The 19,792-nt window shown below is 32.3% G+C and carries 22 protein-coding genes; 18 read left to right on the forward strand and 4 right to left on the reverse strand.

Annotated elements, in window-relative coordinates; translation table 11 throughout:
- Positions 1-47 precede the first annotated feature (47 nt).
- The 7 genes from Z054_RS0109775 (at position 48) to Z054_RS0109810 (ending at position 8,431) form a co-directional block, all read left to right on the forward strand.
- Positions 48-1,946, forward strand: coding sequence for a tetratricopeptide repeat-containing sensor histidine kinase (locus tag Z054_RS0109775; protein WP_024769887.1), 1,899 nt, complete (start codon positions 48-50; stop codon positions 1,944-1,946).
- A gap of 212 nt (positions 1,947-2,158) precedes the next feature.
- The gene (gene serS / locus Z054_RS0109785) at positions 2,159-3,430 is read left to right on the forward strand and encodes a serine--tRNA ligase (RefSeq protein ID WP_024769889.1); all 1,272 of its coding nucleotides are present in this window, start codon (positions 2,159-2,161) and stop codon (positions 3,428-3,430) included.
- Positions 3,431-3,488: 58 nt separating this feature from the next.
- Positions 3,489-5,276, forward strand: a complete 1,788-nt coding sequence (locus Z054_RS0109790; protein ID WP_024769890.1) for a tetratricopeptide repeat protein — start codon at positions 3,489-3,491, stop codon at positions 5,274-5,276.
- Positions 5,277-5,360: 84 nt separating this feature from the next.
- Complete coding sequence (locus Z054_RS0109795) at positions 5,361-5,675, forward strand: DUF4286 family protein (RefSeq protein WP_024769891.1); 315 nt, start codon at positions 5,361-5,363, stop codon at positions 5,673-5,675.
- Complete coding sequence (rsmA, locus tag Z054_RS0109800) at positions 5,668-6,534, forward strand: 16S rRNA (adenine(1518)-N(6)/adenine(1519)-N(6))-dimethyltransferase RsmA (protein WP_024769892.1); 867 nt, start codon at positions 5,668-5,670, stop codon at positions 6,532-6,534. The genes Z054_RS0109795 and rsmA overlap by 8 nt, the downstream gene beginning before the upstream one ends.
- Positions 6,535-6,615: 81 nt before the next feature.
- Positions 6,616-7,971: a magnesium transporter gene (gene mgtE, locus Z054_RS0109805; RefSeq protein ID WP_024769893.1), complete on the forward strand. Its 1,356-nt coding sequence runs from the start codon at positions 6,616-6,618 to the stop codon at positions 7,969-7,971.
- Between the two features lie 64 nt (positions 7,972-8,035).
- Entirely contained in the window at positions 8,036-8,431 is a 396-nt protein-coding gene (locus Z054_RS0109810) for an acyl-CoA thioesterase (protein WP_024769894.1), read from the forward strand.
- Between the two features lie 373 nt (positions 8,432-8,804).
- On the opposite strand, the gene Z054_RS0109815 is transcribed toward Z054_RS0109810, so the two are convergent.
- The gene (locus Z054_RS0109815) at positions 8,805-9,632 is read right to left on the reverse strand and encodes a GIN domain-containing protein (protein WP_035091331.1); all 828 of its coding nucleotides are present in this window, start codon (positions 9,630-9,632) and stop codon (positions 8,805-8,807) included.
- 345 nt (positions 9,633-9,977) lie between these two features.
- Here Z054_RS0109815 and Z054_RS0109820 point away from each other — a divergent pair, with 345 nt between their 5' ends.
- The 6 genes from Z054_RS0109820 (at position 9,978) to Z054_RS0109845 (ending at position 13,479) form a co-directional block, all read left to right on the forward strand.
- Positions 9,978-10,919: a 2-hydroxyacid dehydrogenase gene (locus Z054_RS0109820; protein WP_024769896.1), complete on the forward strand. Its 942-nt coding sequence runs from the start codon at positions 9,978-9,980 to the stop codon at positions 10,917-10,919.
- Positions 10,913-11,533 carry an HD domain-containing protein gene (locus tag Z054_RS0109825; RefSeq protein ID WP_024769897.1) on the forward strand — a complete coding sequence of 207 codons (621 nt, stop codon included), beginning with the start codon at positions 10,913-10,915 and terminating at the stop codon, positions 11,531-11,533. Before Z054_RS0109820 ends, Z054_RS0109825 begins: the two co-directional genes overlap by 7 nt.
- 25 nt (positions 11,534-11,558) lie before the next feature.
- A complete protein-coding gene (locus Z054_RS32630; RefSeq protein ID WP_024769898.1) occupies positions 11,559-11,975 on the forward strand; it encodes a response regulator transcription factor in 417 nt (138 codons plus the stop codon).
- Between the two features lie 101 nt (positions 11,976-12,076).
- Entirely contained in the window at positions 12,077-12,598 is a 522-nt protein-coding gene (locus Z054_RS0109835) for a DUF4199 domain-containing protein (RefSeq protein WP_024769899.1), read from the forward strand.
- Between the two features lie 24 nt (positions 12,599-12,622).
- Positions 12,623-13,081 carry a DUF1801 domain-containing protein gene (locus tag Z054_RS0109840; protein ID WP_024769900.1) on the forward strand — a complete coding sequence of 153 codons (459 nt, stop codon included), beginning with the start codon at positions 12,623-12,625 and terminating at the stop codon, positions 13,079-13,081.
- Positions 13,082-13,092: 11 nt separating this feature from the next.
- Complete coding sequence (locus tag Z054_RS0109845; RefSeq protein WP_024769901.1) at positions 13,093-13,479, forward strand: VOC family protein; 387 nt, start codon at positions 13,093-13,095, stop codon at positions 13,477-13,479.
- Positions 13,480-13,544: 65 nt separating this feature from the next.
- Here Z054_RS0109845 and Z054_RS0109850 read toward each other — a convergent pair whose 3' ends face one another.
- A complete protein-coding gene (locus tag Z054_RS0109850) occupies positions 13,545-13,967 on the reverse strand; it encodes a hypothetical protein (protein ID WP_024769902.1) in 423 nt (140 codons plus the stop codon).
- 208 nt (positions 13,968-14,175) lie between these two features.
- Between Z054_RS0109850 and Z054_RS0109855 the strand changes: the two genes are divergently transcribed.
- From Z054_RS0109855 to Z054_RS0109875, 5 genes are all read left to right on the forward strand, one after another.
- Positions 14,176-14,568 carry a TM2 domain-containing protein gene (locus tag Z054_RS0109855; RefSeq protein WP_024769903.1) on the forward strand — a complete coding sequence of 131 codons (393 nt, stop codon included), beginning with the start codon at positions 14,176-14,178 and terminating at the stop codon, positions 14,566-14,568.
- A gap of 83 nt (positions 14,569-14,651) precedes the next feature.
- A complete protein-coding gene (locus Z054_RS0109860; RefSeq protein ID WP_024769904.1) occupies positions 14,652-14,975 on the forward strand; it encodes an ArsR/SmtB family transcription factor in 324 nt (107 codons plus the stop codon).
- Positions 14,976-14,996: 21 nt separating this feature from the next.
- Positions 14,997-15,482 (forward strand): DUF6428 family protein, encoded by a 486-nt coding sequence (locus Z054_RS0109865; RefSeq protein WP_024769905.1) that lies wholly within the window; start codon positions 14,997-14,999, stop codon positions 15,480-15,482.
- Positions 15,483-15,980: a GNAT family N-acetyltransferase gene (locus Z054_RS0109870; RefSeq protein ID WP_024769906.1), complete on the forward strand. Its 498-nt coding sequence runs from the start codon at positions 15,483-15,485 to the stop codon at positions 15,978-15,980. It abuts the gene before it with no gap.
- 59 nt (positions 15,981-16,039) lie between these two features.
- Positions 16,040-16,468, forward strand: a complete 429-nt coding sequence (locus Z054_RS0109875) for an arsenate reductase ArsC (RefSeq protein ID WP_035091335.1) — start codon at positions 16,040-16,042, stop codon at positions 16,466-16,468.
- Between the two features lie 169 nt (positions 16,469-16,637).
- On the opposite strand, the gene Z054_RS0109880 is transcribed toward Z054_RS0109875, so the two are convergent.
- Both Z054_RS0109880 and Z054_RS0109885 read right to left on the reverse strand, forming a co-directional pair.
- The gene (locus Z054_RS0109880) at positions 16,638-17,849 is read right to left on the reverse strand and encodes a mechanosensitive ion channel family protein (protein ID WP_024769908.1); all 1,212 of its coding nucleotides are present in this window, start codon (positions 17,847-17,849) and stop codon (positions 16,638-16,640) included.
- A gap of 124 nt (positions 17,850-17,973) precedes the next feature.
- Positions 17,974-19,782, reverse strand: a complete 1,809-nt coding sequence (locus Z054_RS0109885; protein ID WP_024769909.1) for a GNAT family N-acyltransferase — start codon at positions 19,780-19,782, stop codon at positions 17,974-17,976.
- Between the last annotated feature and the right edge of the window lie 10 nt (positions 19,783-19,792).

Here is a 19,792-nt window from a genome sequence, read left to right on the forward strand (position 1 = left end):
TATACTCTAATTTGTGTACTTAATTTCGGTTCACAAAAATCATTACAATGCATTCATATTTAATAAAGGGAATTTGTAGCATTCTTCTGTTGTTTTTCTTTTCTGCACATAGCCAAAACAACAGGCAGAATACTAATTATACTTTTTTTGGTATTATTCCTAACACCGTAGATGCGCAATTATATCGCCAGCTTAAAAACAGTCCGGATGTTATTACGCGCCTACAATTAATTGAAAAAATAGCTCAAATACACCTGCAAGCAGGCAATACCGATTCTATAACGTATTATGGAGATCTTTTAAAAACAACAGCGCTAGAAGAAAATATTTCAGACAAACCATTATACCTTTCTATAGCAAACAATATTATCGGGCACGGAAAACTTAAAAACGGTCTCTATGATGCAGCGATGAAACATTTTATCGAAGGTATCACCAACTCTCCTATTCCCAAAATGCAAACGATGTATTACAAACACCAACTCGGATTGGGTGCTGTATATCTGGAACAAAAAAAATATGATCTAGCGCTCCCCATTTTTGAATCCTGCATTACAGAGTCTAAGAATAAGGAAACCATAATACTGGCCGGAAAGTTTTTAGGAGATATTTATTTTCATAAAAACAATATTGAAAAAGCAAGATCCTATTATTTTTCTGTATTAGAGGATCTCCCTGATACTCCAAATAAAATAGCGATAGAGGTTCGATTAAAACTCGGGCGACTCGAACTTTTTAATGACCGAACCATAAAGGCAATGGAATATTTTATGCCTGCAAAAGAGCAAGCTCAAGAAAATCATTTCTATGATCTATATATAGAAGCCGTATATCAAATAGGTCGCGTATATTATAAATTAGAAGATTACGATTCTGCAGAAATGATATTAAACTCTGCATATGTAAATGCGGTACAATGGAACAGGCTAGAATTGCAAAAAAAAGTTATCCATATGCTAAAGGGTTTGTATGCAAGTCGTGGAAATTATAAAAATGCATATTCATTAATGACCCAATACGTAGATGTTTCTAACCAAATCACTACAAAACAAAATAAAAAAATTGTAAAAGAACTAGAGGTTAAATATCAGACACTTCAAAAAGAGAAAGAGATATTATCACTTAAAGAAGAGCAGTTAATAAAGGAAAGTGAACTTAAAAGACAACGAACTATCAAAAAAGCATTTTTGATCGGTTTTCTTGCTGTACTATTACCAGTAGTCGGCTTGCTATTTATGTATTTTCAGAAATTAAAGACTCAAATAGCGCTCAACAAATCTCAGGAAGAAGTTAATACTCAAAAAGTATATGGGCTAATGAAGGATCAGGAATTAAATCTGATCAAAGCCACAATGGAAGGGCAGGATAAAGAAAGACAACGCCTTGCACGAGAGTTACATGATAGTGTTGGTGGTAATCTGGCAAGTATAAAATTGCAGCTTTCTAACTCTGGTAAAACCGATGATCAAGAAGCAAATATTATTAAACAAGTCGATGAGACCTACAACCAGGTAAGAGATTTTTCTCACAACCTTATCCCAAAAAAGTTTCAAAAAAATCCGATTACCTCATTGATAAAAGAATATATCAATAATGTGATCAATGGTAGCGGTCAGCAAATATCATTTCACCCATATCCCAAAAATCAGATTAACCAAATTAGTCCGACTCTTACAGAAGAATTATTTAAGATCATACAAGAACTATTAACTAATTGTCTTAAACATGCTAAAGCCAAAAATATCGATATCTATCTCAATCATCACGATGATTCGATACAACTACTTTTTGAAGATGATGGTGTAGGTTTCGAGAGTGGAAAAGCAGTTGATGGAATTGGGTTTAAAAACATAAAGACTCGTTTGAGTACTTTATCCGGAGATATGTTCATAGACTCTGTAATTCAAAGAGGTACGGTCATCAATATAGAAGTCCCTATTGCATAAATTTTTATGTTCTTAAATGGGTTTGAATAAATTTCTTAAAATTCACTATAGAACTACAATCTAAAACCTCACTTTTCTTTAAATTTGCTCCTTCATTGCGATAGGGATAGTAGTGGCATCCTTTTTCTTGATCATTAATACCCTTGGATAAGCTTAGGGTGGCCAAGAAAAAGATATAACGAATAGCCCGAAAATCGCCCAAAAAAGATATCATGTTAATAGTACAAAACATCATAGCAAACAAAGAAGCGTATATAAAAGCTTTGACAAAAAGGAATTTTGACGCCGCTGCTGTTTTAGAAGAAATTATTGGCCTGGATGAAAGTCGACGTGCCACACAGACTAAATTAGACAATACTCTGGCCGACTCTAATAAATTCTCTAAAGAAATAGGGATGCTATTTAAAAATGGTGAACAGCAAAAAGCAAACCTGTTAAAAGAGAAAACTGCACAATTAAAAGATAGCTCTAAGCAATTATCAACAGAACTTACTGATATCCAAGAGAAATTAATCCAGTTGTTGTACACCATTCCAAATGTCCCTCACGATTCTGTTCCTAATGGTCAAAGTGACGAAGACAATGAAGAGATTTTTCGTGAAGGTGATATTCCTGTTTTAGAAGAAGGTGCGTTACCACATTGGGAGCTTGCCAAAAAGTATGACATTATTGATTTTGAATTGGGTGTAAAAATAACAGGAGCTGGTTTCCCTGTGTATAAAGGTAAAGGTGCTCGATTGCAACGTGCTTTGATTAGCTATTTTTTGGATAAAAATACTGATGCAGGGTATAAAGAATTTCAGGTACCTCATCTGGTTAATGAAGCATCAGGATATGGTACTGGACAATTACCCGATAAAGAAGGGCAAATGTATCATGTAACCGGAGACGATCTATACCTTATCCCTACTGCAGAAGTTCCTGTGACCAATATGTTTAGAGACGAGTTATTACAAGAAAGTGATCTTCCTATTTGCTGTACGGGATATACTCCATGTTTTAGACGTGAGGCAGGTTCTTATGGTGCGCATGTACGTGGTTTAAATCGTTTGCATCAATTTGATAAGGTAGAAATTGTGCGTATCGAAAAACCAGAAAACTCTTATAATGCTCTTGATGGAATGGTAGATCATATAAAAAGTATCCTTAACGATTTACAATTACCGTATCGTATACTACGCCTTTGTGGTGGGGATATTGGATTTACTGCTGCACTAACATTTGATTTCGAAGTTTTCTCTACAGCGCAAGATCGTTGGTTAGAGATTAGTTCTGTATCTAACTTTGAATCTTATCAAGCTAATCGCTTAAAATTAAGGTTTAAAGATGCGAAGGGAAAAAATCAGTTAGCACATACACTTAATGGAAGCTCATTAGCATTACCTAGAGTACTCGCAGGTATATTAGAAAATTACCAAACTCCAAAAGGTATCAAAATCCCTGAAGTACTAGTTCCTTACTGTGGATTTGAATATATAGATTAAGGGATCCATAACATATTACTAAAGCGCATTTTGCTATCTTTACAAAAAAACTTGCAAAATGCGCTTTATCTTTTTCTATATTACCCTGTTGTTTACTTTTTCGACGATTGCGCAGTCGGAGCAGTTAGCAAAAAACTATATCCAGCAGGGACAATACGAAAAAGCACTTTCTGTCTACAAAAAATTATATACCAAAAACCCAAACCGAATTAATTATTTATTAGGGTTAGTAGAATCTCATCAACAATTAGAACATTTTGATAAAGCAGAGAGCATTCTAAAAAAGCGAATTGAGAAAATTCCAAATAATGCTCAAATTCTGGTCGAATTAGGGCACCATTATGATCTGCAAGGTAAAACAGAGCAAGCTCGTACTTACTATGATAAAGCTATAGAAACCTATAATAACAATAATGCAAATCATGCCTATTCACTTGCCCAAACTTTTGAAAAATATAGTTTATTAGATGAAGCAGCTTTAATTTATGAAAAAGGGATGAAGCACAATCCCAGAGCAAATTTTAATGTACAATTAGCCAAAATCTATGGAGAACAGGGGAAACTAGAAAAAATGTTTGATAGCTATTTGGCATTATTGCGATTGCAGCCTAATTATATAAATATTGTACAACGAAATTTTAGTGACTACATAACAGATAGTCCAACGGGTGAGGCAAATGTTATATTTAGAAAGTTATTGATTAAAAAACTCCAACGGAATCCCAATATCTTATATAATGAAATGCTAAGCTGGCTTTTTGTACAACAAAAGGAATTTAAAAAAGCATTTATACAAGAAAAAGCAATATATAAGCGTAAACAGGAAAGTCCCGAAGGGATTATAGATCTGGCAAGAATTGCTATTTCGGAAAAAGATATTAAGTCTGCGGTAGAAATTCTAAATTATATTTTAGAAACATCGGCTTCAAAAGATATGAAGCTTACAGCTCATAAAATTATCCTGAAGGCAAAAGTAGATAATGCCTCCAAAAAAGAACATAAAACTATTATAGAGCAATATAATACAGTATTTAAGGAATATGGAAAAGCCAGAGAAACTATAGGATTACAGATTGATTATTCGCATTTTCTAGCTTTTAAACAGGATAAAAAACAGGAAGCTATTCGTTTTTTAAAAGATATATTAGATAGAGAACCACTATCAAGGTTTCAATCTTCTAGAATAAAAATGAAAATTGCAGATATTCTGGTATTGGATCAAAAATTTAATCAGGCATTAATTTATTATACCCAGGTACAAAATGCTTTAAAAAATAATTTCTTAGCGCAAGATGCTAGGTTTAAAGTAGCAAAGACCAGTTATTATAAAGGGGATTTTGCCTGGGCACAAACGCAACTCGATGTACTAAAGTCTTCTACCTCTCAATTGATTGCTAACGATGCTATGGAGTTAAGTCTAATTATTAGTGATAATTCTCTTGAGGATTCTACTCAAACTGCTTTAAAGATTTTTGCAAAGGCCGATCTATTAGCTTTTCAGAATAAAAATCAGGATGCAATTACTATGCTTGAAATTATCTTAACTCAACATAAAGGTGAAAAAATTGAGGATGAAGCTTTTTTACGACAGGCTAAACTATTTGAAAAAGAAAAGCAATTCGAAAAAGCTAAAATCAACTATCTAAAAATTATTGAATTTTATAATGATGATATCCTCGTTGATGATGCCTATTATTGGTTAGCCGAGCTCTATGTGAATGAGCTAGGAGAGCCCGAAAAAGCTAAAGAATTATATGAAAAGATAATTTTTAATCACGCAGATAGTATTTATTTTGTAGATGCCCGAAAAAAATACAGAACCTTAAGAGGAGATGCTATAAATTAAATCACCTGTAAATCTTTGCTTCTTTGTAACTTTGCGCCTTTGTGATTATACTAAATACTATTTCCCAAAACATTAACAACTAACATGTACATATATAACGTTACCATAAATATAGAAGAAACTATCCATGACGAATGGTTAGATTGGATGAAAGAGGAGCATATACCTGATATGCTTTCCACGGGAAAGTTTAGTAAAGCATTAATGACTAAAGTATTGGTAGAAGAAGAAATGGGAGGTGTCACCTATTCTGTACAATACACGACCAACAATAAAGAAACTTTACAAAAATACTATGATGAGGACGCAGATCGTCTTAGGTCAAAATCTAATCGTTTTACTGGTAAATTTGTAGCGTTTAGAACCGAGTTAGAAATTGTAAGTGAACGGAATGAGTAAATCAAAAAAAAATAAAAAATATAGCTCCAGTCCCAAATCTTCTTTCGAAAAAACTGCAGTAAAGGCAAAAAAACACCTGGGACAACATTTTCTAAAGGATGAAAATATTGCCAAAAAGATTGGTGACACCCTTACTTTGCAAGGTTACAAAAATGTTGTTGAAATTGGCCCAGGAATGGGAGTTCTTACCAAATATATTCTTCAAAAAGATATTGATGTTATAGCCATGGATCTAGACAGAGAGTCTATCGAATATCTTAACACTAATTTTCATCTCGAACATACAGAAGCGCTAAGAGGAAATACTACATTTCGAGTAATAGAGGCTGATTTTCTAAAGTTTGATCTAAATTTATTATTTACCAAAGAACAATTTGCAATAACAGGTAACTTTCCTTACAATATTTCTACTCAAATTGTTTTCAAAACATTAGAAAACAAAGATCGTATTCCTGAATTTACCGGGATGTTTCAAAAAGAAGTTGCCCAGCGTATTTGTGAAAAAGCGGGTAGTAAAGCCTACGGTATTCTTTCGGTGCTTACACAAGCTTTTTATGATGCCGAATATCTATTTACTGTTTCTCCAGATGTTTTTAACCCTCCTCCCAAGGTAGATAGTGGAGTATTGCGATTGATTAGAAAAAATGAATATGCTCTGCCTTGTGATGAAAAATTATTTTTTAGAGTCGTAAAGACTGCTTTTGGACAACGTCGTAAAACTTTAAGAAATAGTCTTAAAACTTTTGAATTGAATGATGAGACCAAAACATTAGAAATTCTGACTAAACGCCCCGAACAATTGTCTGTTGATCAATTTATAGAATTGACATTATTAATTGAAAAACAACAGGTTAAGTGATTAACATACTCATAAAGTCTAATTAAATTCTTTGGTTATCTTTGTGGGCGTTTGTGAAGGGGATCACTAAATACTGAGTATATGCAATTTAAAGTTTCTAATGAGTTAATCGAACAGGTACGACACCTCATCCGTGAAGAAGGTGATACTCGTCTGCGCGAAATGCTTAGTGAAATACATTTTGCTGATGTTGCCGAAATCATTAGTGAACTTGGCTTATCTGAAGCTACCTACCTTATTAAATTATTGGATAGCGAAAAAACCTCTGAAGCTCTTATGGAGCTCGAAGAAGATTTTCGTGAACGTATCCTTGAAAACCTTTCTGCAAAAGAGATTGCAGAAGAGTTAGAAGAAATGGCTACTGATGATGCTGCTGATATTGTTGCCGAACTTCCCGATGATCGTGCAGAAAAAGTAATTGCCGAGATAGAGGATGAAAAACGTGCAGAAGATATTAAAGAGCTTCTTACCTATGATGAAGATACTGCAGGTGGACTAATGGCTAAAGAGCTCGTAATGGTAAAAGAAACCTGGACCGTAGCTGGTTGTGTTAGAGAAATGCGACGACAGGCAGAAAATGTTACTCGAGTACATTCTATTTATGTTGTAGATAAAGATGAAAAGTTAAAAGGTAGACTATCTCTTAAGGATTTACTTACTGCCTCTGCAAAAACTCATATTAGCGAAGTATATATTCCAAAAGTAGATTCTGTAGATGTAGATACCGAAGGAGAAGAAGTAGCTCGTATTATGCAAAAATATGATCTTGAAGCTATCCCTGTAGTAGACAAAGAAAATGTATTGGTTGGTCGAGTAACTATAGATGATATTGTAGATTTTATTAAGGATGAGGCTGAGAAAGATTATCAATTAGCCGCGGGTATTTCTCAAGATGTAGAAGCAGATGATAATGTATGGGAGCTTACCAGAGCACGATTACCCTGGTTAATTTTAGGCCTTTTTGGGGGATTAGGAAGTGTATTCATTATGCAGGGCTTTGAAGGTGTAATGACCAATCCAAGAATTAGAGATTTATTTTTCTATACACCACTAATTGCTGCTATGGCAGGAAATGTTGGTGTTCAATCCTCTGCAATTATTGTACAAGGGTTAGCAAATAACGTAGTAAAAGGAAGTTTATTAAATCGATTATTAAAAGAAGTAAGCCTTAGTTTAATTAATGGTTCTGCATTAGCACTACTTATTATTGTTTTTGGTTTTATAATGAGCTATGAACTCTCGTTTAGTTTAACCATAGCAATTGCACTTATGAGTGTTATTATTGTAGCTGCACTTATTGGTACTTTTGTTCCTATTATTCTTGATAAAAGAGGTATTGATCCTGCAATTGCTACAGGTCCCTTTATTACAACAAGTAATGATATTTTTGGGATCTTCTTATTCTTTTATATAGCAAAACTTATTTTAGGATTTTAGATCACAAATCTTCTTTCAAATTTTAAAATAGTTGTATTTTTAATCGATATCAACTCTCCTATTCATGAAATCCGAAATTTTTGAATTCCATTTTACAGTTCCGGCATCAGCAATAGATGATATGGATCATGTAAATAATGTAGTGTATCTACAATGGGTACAAGATGTTGCCAAAAAACATTGGGAATCCAGAACCGATGAGAGCATTAGGAACACATATGTCTGGGTAGTTCTTAATCATTATATAGAATATCATAGCCCTGCTTATGAAAATGATGAAATCACACTACAAACCTGGATTGATAATTATAGAGGTGTTAGAAGTGAACGTCATACTAAAATTATAAACACGACCACTCAAAAAGTATTAGTTTCTGCCAAGACAAGCTGGTGTTTTTTACATAAGAAAACACTAAGACCTGCAAGAATCCCAGATGAAATCACTTCTTTATTTCTTTAAATAATGAAGAAACATTTCTATTGTTTTTTAAAAAGAAAAACATCAATAATACAGCAAAAATAGAATGTGAGTTCGGTGTAACAAAATTTACGTCAGTCAGAGTGATTTTCGATAGAAAATTGTCCTTGGACCAAGCTCAGCAGAGCTATCAAAGGCAAGTAAATTTTCAAGCAAAAGCCTTGTCATCCTGAGCTTCGTCGAAGGGTCGATACAATTTTTCTCCATTTCATTATGAAAAACCACTCAATTTGACGGTTTTTTAAATTAAAGCCTTACATCAAACTCACATTATAAACAAAAGAGGATGTCTGATAAATCAAACACCCTCCCACGCCAAGTCAAGTTATAGTTGGTAAACAAAATTTAGTACGCTTTACTTTTTTATTATTTTAGTCTTATCAGTGAGGGTTTTAACATCTAATTCGGGATTACCATATACATACACTATGCTTTTTCCTTGCGCATAAAGTTCCAAATTTCTTTTAGCGTATACATATGCATCTGCAGAATTATAAGTGTTTAAATCTGTAGAAGAAGTTTTCATTTTTTTAGCCTTAAGTTTTGATGAATCTTTAACATCAAAAGAAGCATAATCTGTATCTCCATCCATATTTAATTCGGCAGCTTTGGTCATGGCAACTTTTATTTTATCTGTAACTACATAAGCTTTCAAATCTGTTTTGCCATTCATAATAATCGTAGTATTTTCTGATTTTATTTTAATTTTTCCTCTTACTTTATCATATAATGTAACTCTAACATCATCTGCTTTTATATTCAAATCCAAATAACTCGAATCATAGCCACTGATATATAATTTTTCAGAAATCAACTTTTTGTTACTTTTTACTTTAGCATCATTTTTAAGTATAATATGCTCTATTTCTTTTACATTCAAACTTATTTCTAGTTTTCTGCTTCTCACAATTCTATTGGTGGTATATATTTTTAATATACTGTCTTTTACTTTAAACTGAACGATATCGATTAGATTCTCATCGGTTTTTAGGTAATATCCACTTTGATCACTTTGATTTAAAATTACTTCTAATTCATCATCAATTTCGACAGTATTAAATGTTTCAGAAATATCTTTAGTGATTTCATTTATAATTCTATTTCCCTTAATTTTTGGTTTTTTTTGTGCGAAAATGGATATACTAAAGGATAGTAAAGCAACTATAAGCATTAATTTTTTCATTCTAAGGGCCATTTATTTTGTGTTTAAGTGTCTATAATAATTAAGACACCGTTTTTTTAGAAAGTCACATTTTGGTTCTTTTAAAAAAAATCTTAAGCTTTATTTTACTACCTAATATTCTTTAAGCAGTATCTTACTTTGGCTTATAAATACTCTAAATATTGATAGTTCTTCTTTGGAATTTTGATCACACACATTAAGTCATAAAAGAAAACAAAACACAAGAATAAAATGTGATAAAATGATGACCTCATCTTAAATATTTCTAAAATTAAGGGATGATACATACCAAAGATACTGTATCTAATCTTTTATTAACTAATTTTGATGATCTATACAAAATATATGAAAATACTTCACCTCGATACAAACCATCCTCTGCTTTTAAGTCAACTCAAACAAGTTAGTTTTCAAAATGATGAAGATTGCACTTCTACAAAAGAAGAGATCGAATCCAAAATTCATAACTATAATGGAATTATCATAAGAAGTCGATTTGCCATTGACAAAACTTTTTTGGATAAAGCCAAAAACTTAAAATTTATAGGACGTGTAGGTGCAGGATTAGAAAATATCGATATCGAATACGCAGAGAAATTAGGGATCAAACTATTTAACGCACCAGAAGGGAATCGCAATGCAGTGGGTGAGCATGCACTGGGAATGATATTATCGTTATTTAATAAATTAAATAATGGAGATCATAGTGTACGAAACGGACAATGGCTTCGTGAAGAGCATCGTGGTGTAGAACTCGATGGAAAAACGGTGGGTATTATCGGGTACGGTAATATGGGTAGAGCCTTTGCAAAAAAGTTACGGGGTTTTGCTGTGGAAGTTATTTGCTATGATATTAAAAATGATGTAGAAAACAGTGATGCAACACAAGTAGATCTTGATGAGTTCTTTGAAAAAATCGATGTTTTAAGTCTACACACTCCAGAAACTCCAGAGACTATAGGAATGATCAATAACACATTCATCAATAAATTCAAAAAACCATTTTGGCTCATCAATACTGCCCGAGGAAAAAGTGTAGTGACTGAAGATCTGGTTAAAAGTATAAAAGAAGGAAAAATATTGGGAGCAGGACTAGATGTTTTAGAATATGAAAAGTCATCTTTTGAGAATTTATTTACTTCAGAAAAAGATATGCCAAAAGAATTTAAAGAACTCCTTAAAATGAATAATGTAATCTTAAGTCCACATGTCGCAGGTTGGACCATAGAATCTAAAGAGAAATTAGCACAAACGATAGTTGATAAAATTAAAGCAGAGTTTTGTTAAAAGAAGTATTCATAACGTTATTATCCAACTACATAAAGGATACCGATTATATAGAATCCTTATGGGTCGATGTTGTAAAGTATCATGGTAAAAAGAACAGATACTATCATAATCTTTCTCATTTAGAACACCTTTATCATAAACTGATCGAAGTCAAAAACGATATCAAAGACTGGAATATGATCTTATTTGCTCTGTTTTATCATGACTATATTTATAATGTACTAAAACAGGATAATGAGGAACAAAGTGCAAAAAAAGCGACAGAGATATTACATTCCTTATCAATTGATAAACATCAAATCCATCTCTGTAAAGAAATCATCTTAGCTACTAAAGGACATCATGTTTCAGAAAATAATGATATAAACCATTTTACCGATGCAGATCTCTCTATATTAGGAAGTGATTGGAAAAACTATGAGATTTATTACAAAAATGTAAGGAAAGAATATAAGTACTATCCTGATTTTATGTACAATAAGGGACGAATCAAAGTTTTAAATCATTTTATAAATATGCCAGCCATCTTTAAATCTGAATACTTCTATAAAAGGTTTGAAGCTAATGCAAAACAAAACCTTCAACAAGAAATTGATTTGCTTTCAAATTAAATTTCAGTTTTACTACATTTATAGAGTGAGGAAAACAATTTTTACTTTCGCCGCTTTAGTCTTAGCAATACTAGCTCTTTTTCAGTTAAGTAAATACACTGTTATTGCAGGTGATTCATCAATAGAAACTGTAATTGCCATAATCGCTGTTATTTTTTTTGTAATTGGTATAGTTATAAATAAAAGAGTCCTGCACAAAAAGAAAAATCCTGCACAGGAAATAGATTATCAAAAGATTGAAGAATTAGGATTAAGTAAACGAGAATATGAAGTCTTATGTCAAATTGCTATGGGGTTATCAAATAAAGAGATAGCCGAAAAACTCTTTGTTTCAGAAAGTACTGTAAAAACTCATGTTTCGAATATGTTGGTAAAACTAGATGCAAAACGTCGTACCCAGGCCATACAAATTGCAAAAGAACTACAAATCATACCTCTTTAAAGGGTTTCAACCCCATATATTGTAAATTTCATACTTTAGTATGAATGCTATTTATTAGCCTAAATTTACTTTTGGAGCTAACAATAAATACATATAAATCAATGAAAAATACAATTATACGTTATGGATTACGAAGTGCCATTACTATATGTTTGTTAGCACTTGCAGGGTGGTTTTTAGGGAAAAACCTGGATTATTCTATTCAAGAAGTAATCGGGTATGCTGGTATTATAATATCACTACTTTTTGTGTTTCTTGGCATTAAACAGTATCGGGATAAAGAAAATAATGGTATCGTTTCTTTTGGAAAAGCATTATTGATAGGTATACTTATCACTCTTATTGCTGCTTTGGCATTTGGGATATTAGATGTAATTTATATAAAATACATTAATCCGGATTTTATGGCAGAATACTACTCGCATTATGTTGAACAAATGAAAAACTCTCTCCCACAAGCCGAACTTGAAATTAAATTGGCAGAATTAGAAGCTCAAAAAGAGTTATTTTCTAACAGGTTTATGAGCTTCTTTTTAATGTTTGCTACCGTATTTATGATTGGATTTATAATTTCATTAATTTCAGCACTAATACTACAACGTAAACCAATGCCTGGTAATTAAAAAATAATATAATAAAAAAATAGTATGCAATACGAAGCTAAAACACCAGATGAATATATAGAAGCTATACCTGAAGAAAGAAAGGAAGCTATGAGTATGCTTAGAAAAATAATAAAAGATAACCTGCCCAAAGGTTTTTCTGAAGTCATAAGCTATGGTATGATAGGATATGTTGTACCACACAGTTTATATCCAAGCGGTTATCACTGTGACCCTAAGCTGCCATTACCATTTATGAATATAGCCTCTCAAAAGAATTTTATAGCAGTCTATCATAGTGGTATTTATGCAAATCCCAATTTAATGAAATGGTTTACTGATGAATACCCAAAATATGTAAAAACAAAATTAGATATGGGTAAAAGTTGTATTCGATTCAAAAAAATAGATCAGATTCCTATGGAACTGATAGGAAAATTAGCAACTAAAATGACTCCAAAAGAATGGATTCATATTTATGAATCGAACGTAAAAAAACAATAAAATATAAACAGATGAAAAAACGAGTAACAGGAATTGGCGGGGTGTTTTTTAAAACAGCTGATCCGAAAAAAACAAAAGATTGGTACAAAGACCATCTGGGTTTTAATACAGATGACTATGGCTGTACATTCTGGTGGAAAGACAAAGAAGGTAACGATTGCTCTACACAATGGAGTCCTTTTAAAGACGATACTACTTATTTTGCACCGAGTAAGAAAGAGTTTATGATGAATTTCAGGGTAGAAAACCTGACTGAACTTCTCAAAGTTCTTAAAAGTGAAGGGGTAACTGTTATTGATAAAGTAGAAGAATATGAATATGGAAAATTTGGATGGATCGTTGACCCAGAAGGTAATAAAATTGAGCTTTGGGAACCAATAGACAAAGCATTCTTATAAAACATCTTAACAAAAAAGGTTGGCTATGTAGCCAACCTTTTTTATATATAATTTCATTTAGAATATTACATAAAGAATAAAAGAGATGCTACAATCATCCAGCAGCCAACTATTATCCCTATAATACCAAGCTTACCTTGTTTTGGAGCCAATTTCTCTCTAAGGCGATTTGCTTTTTCTTTTGCCTCTTCACTTTTGGATAAAAAATATTTACTGATGAGACCAAATCCAAGCATAAATCCTAATGTTGCAGAAACTATATTACCTGCTAACAAGGTTATCCACCAAATAGGATATGTTGTAAGCCATCCCAGATTTAAAATTGCAGAAATAATACCCCAAATACCCCAAATACAAAATATAAATCCAATCCAACCCTGGTAAGGTTCGATTTTTTCTAAAAGCTCTTTTGCATTTGGTTTTTTAGATAATAATAATGATGGTACTGCAAGAATACTTAAAACGATTAATGAGATTCCCCATATCATAGTTTTCAAATTTAAAAGGTTAGTGTTTCTTTTTTTATTCAAAGTTGTTATACCAAATATAACAATAAATATGACTTATCAAAATACAGCATACTATAGCTATCCTATATACTAATAATTTACACTTACAAACATTCTTACTAATCTTCTGATTTTTAATTGATATTTTTTTGTAATTTTCTCCAAACTAATAAATCATTTTAACAACATGAGTGAAGAAAACAACAACCTAGGAGACGATATAAAAAAAGGAGCAGAAGAAGCTGCAGAAGCGGCAAAAGATTTTGCAAGTGATGCTAAAGAAGTAGCGAGTGATTTTGCAGAAGAGGCTAAGGAATTTGTTAATTCTACGGATAACAAAAAAATGCTGGCGGGTATCTTAGGGATACTTTTGGGTTGGCTAGGAATCCATAAGTTCATTTTGGGGTATAATAAAGAAGGCATTATTATGCTTATTTGTGGACTTCTTGGTTTTTTTACCTGCGGAATTACTTCTTCGATTTCTGGAATTATAGGATTAATAGAAGGTATTATGTACCTCGTAAAATCTGACGAAGAGTTTTACCAAACATATCAAGCTGGTAAAAAGCCTTGGTTCTAATAATAATAAAAGCTGGAAATTTTAACTTCTGGCTTTTTTATTTCACTTTGTTATCGTAATATTGCGATATTATAATATTGGTTATGGGAATTACTAAGACGCAAATATTCGATCAACAACAAAATGAATTGGCACAGTTTTTCAAAATACTAGGGCATCCCGCACGTATTGCTATTCTTCAATATATCAGCAAACAAAACGCTTGTATATGTAATGACTTGGTTGAAGAAATAGGATTAGCACAAGCTACAATATCTCAACATCTTAAAGAACTAAAAAGTATAGGCTTACTTAAGGGAGAAATCGAAGGTAAAAGCATGTGTTACTGTATCGATATTGATCGATGGACTACTTTGCAAAAAAATCTAAACTCATTTTTTAATACGACCAAAAAGAATTGTTGTTAAATATATTAATTACCAAAAATTATGAATACATCAGACTTTATAACACTATTAGCAGAACATCAAGATAAATCATTACTATTCGAATATGCCCCGGGAATGTTGGCAGGAACTAATTACCACATCACCGAAGTAAAACATATTACCGTAGATTCTGTAGATTGTGGTGCCGGTACCGATTTCTGGAAAGAGACTATTATTCAACTATGGGAGAGCCCAGATGAATTAGGGAAATCACAGTATATGAGTACCTATAAAGCTCTGGGGATATTAAGAAAGGTAGGAAAGATGAAATCTTATGAAATGGATGCAGTAGCAAAAATAGAATATGGAAATGCTATGTTTCATACTGCACAATTACACATTGTAGATTTTGAAATCAAAAACGATCAATTGATACTGAAACTTACTGTAAACCCCACAGATTGTAAAGCAAAAGAAGCTTGTGGAATTACAGAAAATAATGCTACAGAAGCTGGTTCTTGTGCTCCGGGTAGTGGTTGTTGCTAGATGGACACTACACTAAAAATAGCATATTTTACCCAAAAGGATTGGCCTGCAATCTCTGCAATCTATAAAGAAGGAATGGATACAGGAATTGCCACTTTTGAAACCCAGGTACCTACATGGGAAACATGGGATGTTTCGCACATAAAATCTTGTAGAATTAAGGCTATCAGTAAAAATACTATTGCAGGTTGGGCAGCCTTATCCCCTACCTCAAAAAGAGAAGTATATAAAGGAGTAGCAGAAGTTAGCATTTATATAACATCAAAATATAGAGGTTTGGGTATAGGTAAACTACTTTTATCCAAATTAATTGAGGAAAGCGAAAAGGCAGGATTCTGGACCTTACAAGCAGGTATATTTAGGAATAACAATGCGAGTATTGATTTACATAAATCTTTAGGATTTAGAGAAATAGGGTATAGAGAAAAAGTAGCGAAATTAGATAATGTATGGCACGATAATACCCTTTTAGAACGAAGAAGTAAAATAATAACATAACCACAATAAACACCACAAATTCTCTTCTAAAAAGAGAATAACCAAAAACAAAAACGCTTATGAATATTTTAGTATTATGCACAGGTAATTCTTGTAGAAGTCAAATGGCAGAAGGATATTTAAAACACTTTGCCAAAGACAACGCAACTATTTATAGTGCCGGAGTAGAAACACATGGGGTAAATCCCAAAGCAATAGCTATTATGCAAGAAGATAGCATTGATATCTCTACTCATACTTCTAATAATCTCGATGAATATCTAGATGTGCAATTTGATTACATTATTACGGTGTGTGATAATGCCAAAGAAAGATGTCCTTTCTTTCCTGGCAAAGCAGAAAGATTGCACTATAATTTCTTTGATCCATCAAAGGTAGAAGGTACAGAAGAAGAAATTCATACTGCATTTACAAAAACCAGAAATCAGATTAAAGAATATTGCAAAGATTTTGCAGAAAAAAATATACCGAAAACGGTATCTAAATAAATACAACTTGGGTTCTGATAAGACTCCCTAAACAAGTATATCTATAAAATCTTGAAGGTCGCATTGGCCTGAACAACTAAAAAAGATCGCACAAAAGTTAATTTTTGTGCGGTTTTCATTTATAAAACATTCTTTGATATTCTATTTACAATTAGAAAAATAAAATCTATTATTTTTCTACCTTAAATCCAGACTTTATATAATTTTCGGGAACATTCTCTGGTGGCACAGTCAATACATTTCCATCTCTTATCGCTTGATAATGTGGTGACAATATTTCGATTTCCGCATGATGAAGTTCATTCTTTAAATTCTCATGTAGCATCGAATAAATCAATGCTGCTTTTTCGGGATTTTTAGTGTATGCATTAATTTCATAGCTTACATAAAAATCATCAAGGCTTTTAATCAAAACAAATGGTGAAGGATCTGGTAAAATCAAGTCTGTTTTTTTTGCCCCTTCGACCAAAGCTTTCAATACATTATTACTTGAGACATCATACCCAATAGTAACCGAAGTATGTAATATAATTCCAACATCATCAATAGCATTTTTGCTGAAATTAACAATGTGGTTTCCCAAAATAGACGAATTGGGAATAGTAATATCCAAATTTTTAATAGTTTTTACTCGTGTTACCAATAGGCTTCGATCTGTGATATCTCCAATGGTCTCTCCTATTTGTACGCGATCCCCTACTTTAAATGGTCGCATATATGTAATTACAATACCTGCTACAATATTAGAAATAGCAGAGGTAGATCCCAAAGAAAATAATACTCCGAAGAAGATAGATACTCCTTTAAATGCCGGAGAATCTGAGCCCGGTATATATGGGAAAATTATAATTACCGCAAAAGCAATAATAATAACTCTTAGAAGATTAAATGTTGGGCGTGCCCAATCTGCATGAAATCCTTCTAATCGAACCGCTTCTTGCTCTAATTCATTGGTAACATATTTCAAAAAACGAAGTAAATATTTAGTAATAAAGAAAATAACAACGATAAAAAACAAATTAGGAATAAACCCAATAATGCCATCATACAGAAATAACAATGGTTTTTTTATATATCCCAAAACAGTATCTGCATATACTTTAGTTTGTGGAACCAAACTAAACATAAAAGGAAGATATAAAATCAAAAAGGCAATACTGACAGTTATTCTAAATAGCCTAATTACAATCTTGAGAATATGTCGTTCTCTTCTTGGAGTAATAAACTTAAAAAATTGAATAGCTTTATTACTACTAAAAAAAATATTGGTCTCTAGTGTACTAGCCTTCTTTTGCAGCCATCTAAAAATCCTACGCATTACATAGAAGAAGAATAAAATCCCTACAAGGGCAATAGCAAAATATACGTATTCAATAACCATAACCTAGCAAATTAAGTCAATTCGAAACACTACTGAAGTTACTTTAATTTTTGCTTTTTTAAAGACTAAAGGAGAAAAAATTATCAAGAAAATCTAATCTTAAAAATAATATATGATGAGAATTTTATTTATCCCCATTTTTAAAATACTTCTTCTCTAATTCTGCCTGAAATTCTTCCATAACAGGTTTTACAGTACTATCAGGGAGATCGGCGATACGAATATACATCAAACCATCAACCGCATTATTAAATAACGGATCAACATTAAACGCTACTACTTTAGCATTTTGCTTAATATATTTTTTAATTAAAACCGGAATACGAAGACTTCCTGGTTCTACTTCATCGATAATTTTATCAAATTTATTCAGATCACTTTTACTTTCATCAAAAACGAAATCTTTATCAGCATCTTTTAATTTTACTTTAAATTCTTTTTTAGGTCTAACATATTGTGCCACATAAGGGTCATAATAATGAGATTTCATAAACTCTATCATCAGAGATTTAGAAAAATTACTAAACTTATTACTAATACTAACTCCACCTATAAGATACTTATGCTCTGGGAAACGAAGTGTGCAATGTACTATACCTTTCCAAAGTAAAAATAATGGCATAGGACGCTGTTGATATTCTTTAATGATAAAGGCTCTACCCATCTCGATAGATTCATTCATCATTTTATGCAATTCTGGTTCAAATCTAAATAAATCCTGAAGGTAAAACCCGTCAATACCACGGTTAGCATAAATCTCTGACCCCATACCCATACGATACGCTCCAGCCATTTTTTTGGCTTCGTTATCCCATAAAAACATATGATGATAATATTCATCAAAAGGGTCCAAATCTAAAGAGTTATTAGTTCCTTCCCCAATTTCTCTAAATGTAATCTCTCTAAGCCTTCCTATTTCATGAACTACATTTGGGATATGCTTTTTCTTTGCCAGAAAAACTTCATAATTCTTACTAATCAATAATCGTTTATCATGATCCCTACAATATTGTAATTCTAATTCTATTGCATTGATATTTCCTTCAACAGCTATTTCTTTAGGTGATTTTGGTAGTTTTAAGTTTTGAGGAATCGATTCTCTTAATGTCTTTTTTTCAAAAGGATTGGCTAACATATACGTTTTCTTTCGCAAGAAATTCGTAAAATCTTCAAGGTTAGTATGTTCTCCCTGATCTTTTACTGATACCGGGTTACCAATTCGTACTTTGATTACTTTATTTTCCTGAGAAAAAAGTTCACTCGGTAATTTGGCTGTTTGTAAGATACTACTTATAGATGACAGACGATAAAAAAGCCTGCTATTACGAGCATGAAAATATATAGGGATTACAGGAACCTTTGCTTTTTGAACCAATCTCATCGCACTCGGTTCCCAAGGCTTGTCTACATAATTCTTACCTTCTTTAAAAGTAGATACTTCTCCTGCCGGAAAAATACCTAATGGTTTGCCCTCTCTAAGATGTAAAATAGCTTCTTTGATTCCTTTATGACTAGACTTTGCTTCTTTTCTATCCTCAAAAGGATTGACAGGCATAACATAAGGCTCTAATGGTTTAAAACTATGTAACAAAAAATTTGCAATAATTTTATAATCAGAACGATGTTCTACCATTAATTTTAGTAATACTCCGCCATCAAGTCCTCCTAGTGGATGATTTGATAATGTAATAAATGGACCTTCTTTTGGTAATCGTTTTAAATCTTCTGCCGGAATTTCAAAAGTAACTCCATATAAGTCAAGGGTCTTACTTATATACTCTAGCCCTTCTAAATGACTAAGTTTATCATACTGTCGATTTATTTTTGATATTCGGGTAATCTTAAGAAGCACCCAACCAATAAAGGTGCCTATAAAACCAAGTTTATCCATTTTGAGCCCTGCGGCTACTTCTCTTGCTGTGACTATAGGCATTAAATACAAT

It is taken from the genome of Aquimarina macrocephali JAMB N27 (genome assembly GCF_000520995.1).
GTDB classification, from domain to species: Bacteria; Bacteroidota; Bacteroidia; order Flavobacteriales; family Flavobacteriaceae; genus Aquimarina; species Aquimarina macrocephali.